Source organism: Rahnella perminowiae (assembly GCF_019049695.1).
GTDB classification, from domain to species: domain Bacteria; phylum Pseudomonadota; class Gammaproteobacteria; order Enterobacterales; family Enterobacteriaceae; genus Rahnella; species Rahnella perminowiae.
In genome coordinates this window covers 1-3,116 of sequence record NZ_JAFMOT010000121.1, presented here as the reverse complement: position 1 = coordinate 3,116, position 3,116 = coordinate 1, and the positions used below count along the sequence as shown (strand labels likewise).

Below are 3,116 nucleotides of genomic sequence, written 5' to 3'. Positions count from 1 at the left end.
CATTCTGCGCTGGGCTGGATGACCCCGTCAGAATTTGCTGAGAAGTCTGCCGGTTGCCAGAATACACAACCAACATGAAGCCGGTTATTCCTGATTATGAATGGATCACATACGGGGAGCGGGTCATATGAAGACATTACTAACATCGTGGTGTATTAATCAACGGGGAGCAGGTCACCAGCTTTATTTTAAACATAGTTCTTCAGAGTTTTATCCTGCATTGTTTCAGTATATGATTCTATACCAGGGTAAATAAGTTCTTTTGTTATGCCATATAAGTTTAATTGCTCATGTATTTTTTTTTGCATATTCTTTAGGGATGTCTATTTTTATTATTCCTGGATCCACGTTTATTGAATTTATGTGATTCCCCCCTGTGCTTGTCACAGTGTCGCTTCTATCAAAATTGCTTATTGGATATAGTTCTTTATTATAATCCCCATCAAACAGAAGAACACCTTGCTGATTTTTCAATCTAGCATTAATAGGTAAGGAATCGATAATGAATGTTATTGGATTATATAATTTAACAGCTCCTGTAGTAAGTGAAATATTTGATATCATATCGTTATCGTTTATAAAATAATTCATCTCTGATTTAAAATTAATTTGGTTATGTCTCATTAAATCCATTAGTAAGTCATTAGAACTACCTTTCTCTCTAAGTTGAGGAGTCGTACCCAATGCTCTATATGTCTTGTTGTTTTTATTCATTATTTCAACAATAGAAGTTCTTGCCTTAGCTAAATCAATATGTTCCGCATTAATTGTTTTATATAGATACTCACAAATTTCGAGTAATTTTTTCTTTTCAACATCTATGCTTTTTTGAAAATTTTCACTTGACGTAACTTCAATAGTTTTACCATATTGGGAATGGTAAAACATAAAGACTGATGAATCAGTTAACTCATCAAGAGTTACTTTTCTGCCCATGCTTTTTTCCGTGGCGAAATATAAAGCAATTAGTGGGCTTTTTGTCAAATCTATAAGCCGTGTGGATAATTTAAAATGCTGAGCTGCAACTTGAATGTCTATATCATTCATTTCATAATTTTTGACCAAGTTTAGGTCAGGGAATAGTACGTAGTTTTTTTTGAAGTTCTTGAATAAATCATCAGCTAGAAGTTGGGAACCGAATCTTGAATCGTTAATTATACCGTTTGATTTAGCTAAACGATGATATGAAGAACTTATACCGTAGCTACTATCTCCTTGCCCTCTATAGAACACCTCTGAGTGTTTTGGTGTTATCGCCTCAATTATTTTCAGAAAATCACTAACACTACTTATTGCACTATTCATCTTAATATTTCCTTATTTTTTAGGTGCTGGTCCACCGATGTTACTATCGTCAGGTTTTTAATTTACTTTAGTCTGCTGTTGGCCCGCCCCGCACACAGCTATGCACTGGGGCGTAACGCCTACGACGTTACTTTGTAATATTATGGTGTGGGAAATACCTATAGTTGAATGTAAGTATCCCACCAAAACGACCCATTCATTTTTAGAGATCTTCCGACATACTGATTATGTCCCCTGAGGAGATCGCTATGCGTAAGATCCGATTCACTGAGCACCAGATCATCGCCGTCCTGAAATCAGTCGAGGCTGGCAGGACCGTCAAAGATGTGTGCCGCGAGGCTGCTATTTCTGAAGCCAGCTATTACATCTATGGACTACCTCCGTTTTGCAAGTACTGAATCGGGTTTTGGGTTGTTGCTTACATCTATCCGGTATCAGGAAAACTAACCTGTGCCCAAATGGGTAATCCGCACACAATCGCCTCAACAACTGGACGGCCTCTGAGGCCAATATAATAGTCAGGTTCCGATTGTGCAGGTGCAACCTGTCACCATTTTTCAGTACACTGCAACTCGTCTGGCTGGGTACTAACTTCCAACTGCCTAATACTCGGTATCTTTTCTCAGCATCGACCAGATTATTCTCGCGTTCTTGTTAGCGACCGCCACGGTCATTTTATTAAACCCGCGCCGTTCCTTTAACTGGTTAACCCACTGATGCAGGCTGCCATCATTGTTATTCGTGGCAACTCTGACGACAGCGCGGGCACCATGAATAAAAAGTGTCCGCAAATGCTTGTCGCCTTTTTTCGTCATATTCATCAGTACCTGCTTGTCGCCACTCGAGTGCTGTCGTGGAACCAGACCAAGCCATGCGGCAAAGTGACGACCATTTTTAAATTCAGTTCCTTTGCCAATCGCGGCAACAACAGCCGTGGCTGTTTTAGGACCAATGCCTTTAACTTTGGCAATGCGCTGGCAGGCTTCTGATTGCCTGAACACAGCATCAATTTCTTTATCAAAAAAGTTTATACGACGACCCAGATCGTTAAAGAGATCATAGAGTTCTGCAATCGTTCTGCGCATTCTAACTCTAAGACCATTTTCAGCATCTTCAAGGATAAGCGGAACGGCACGACGAACTCTTGAGACTGCCGCGCCGATTGTTATTCCCCGATCAAGCAGCAGCCCTCGGATTTGACAGACTGTAGCAGTACGATGATTAACAATACGCTGTCTTGCACGGTGTCACGGTGTAGAGCCTGAATATCCTGCTGTTCAAGGTTTTTCGGTGGAACAAACTGCATCGTAGGTTGCATCAGAGCCACAGCTATCGCCTGCGCATCGTTACCGTCATTTTTTTGCCCACGGACAAAAGGGTTTACATATTGGGGGCTGATGACTTTTACGTTATGACCCAATTTCTCAAACTCACGCTGCCAGTAAAATGCGCCTGTGGATGCTTCTATACCGATCAGACAGGCCGGAATTTTAGCTACTGTCTGGAGTAATTCTTTTCGGCCAGTGCGTTTCTTATAAACCGGTTTGCCGGCCTGATTTAATCCGCAGAGCTGAAAAACATTTTTAGCCAGATCAATACCCAGAAATACGATATTCATGGCGATTCTCCTGCTGAACATATTTCGTACAGTTAACCGCAGAGGGAAGAGGTAGTCCATCCCATTAACTGGAAAGCAAAATATGGCGGGATGGAAGCCGCTGATATCAAAAAAATCAAAGACCTTGAGGACGAGAATCGTCGTCTGAAGCAAATGTTTGCCGATCTGAGTTTGGAATGCCGGGCGCTGAAAG

General features: G+C 41.2%; 1 protein-coding gene and 3 pseudogenes. 2 read left to right on the top strand and 2 right to left on the bottom strand.

Annotated elements, in window-relative coordinates:
• Positions 1-288: 288 nt before the first annotated feature.
• Complete coding sequence (locus J1781_RS00705) at positions 289-1,305, bottom strand: FRG domain-containing protein (protein ID WP_217233053.1); 1,017 nt, start codon at positions 1,303-1,305, stop codon at positions 289-291.
• A 248-nt stretch (positions 1,306-1,553) separates the two neighbouring features.
• Here J1781_RS00705 and J1781_RS00700 point away from each other — a divergent pair.
• A pseudogene (locus J1781_RS00700) lies at positions 1,554-1,670 on the top strand (transposase); the annotation flags it as partial.
• Positions 1,671-1,907: 237 nt separating this feature from the next.
• Here the strand turns inward: J1781_RS00700 and J1781_RS00695 are convergent.
• Positions 1,908-2,923, bottom strand: a pseudogene (locus tag J1781_RS00695) (IS110 family RNA-guided transposase).
• A 66-nt stretch (positions 2,924-2,989) separates the two neighbouring features.
• Between J1781_RS00695 and J1781_RS00690 the strand changes: the two are divergent.
• Positions 2,990-3,116 (top strand): annotated as a pseudogene (locus J1781_RS00690) (transposase); the annotation flags it as partial.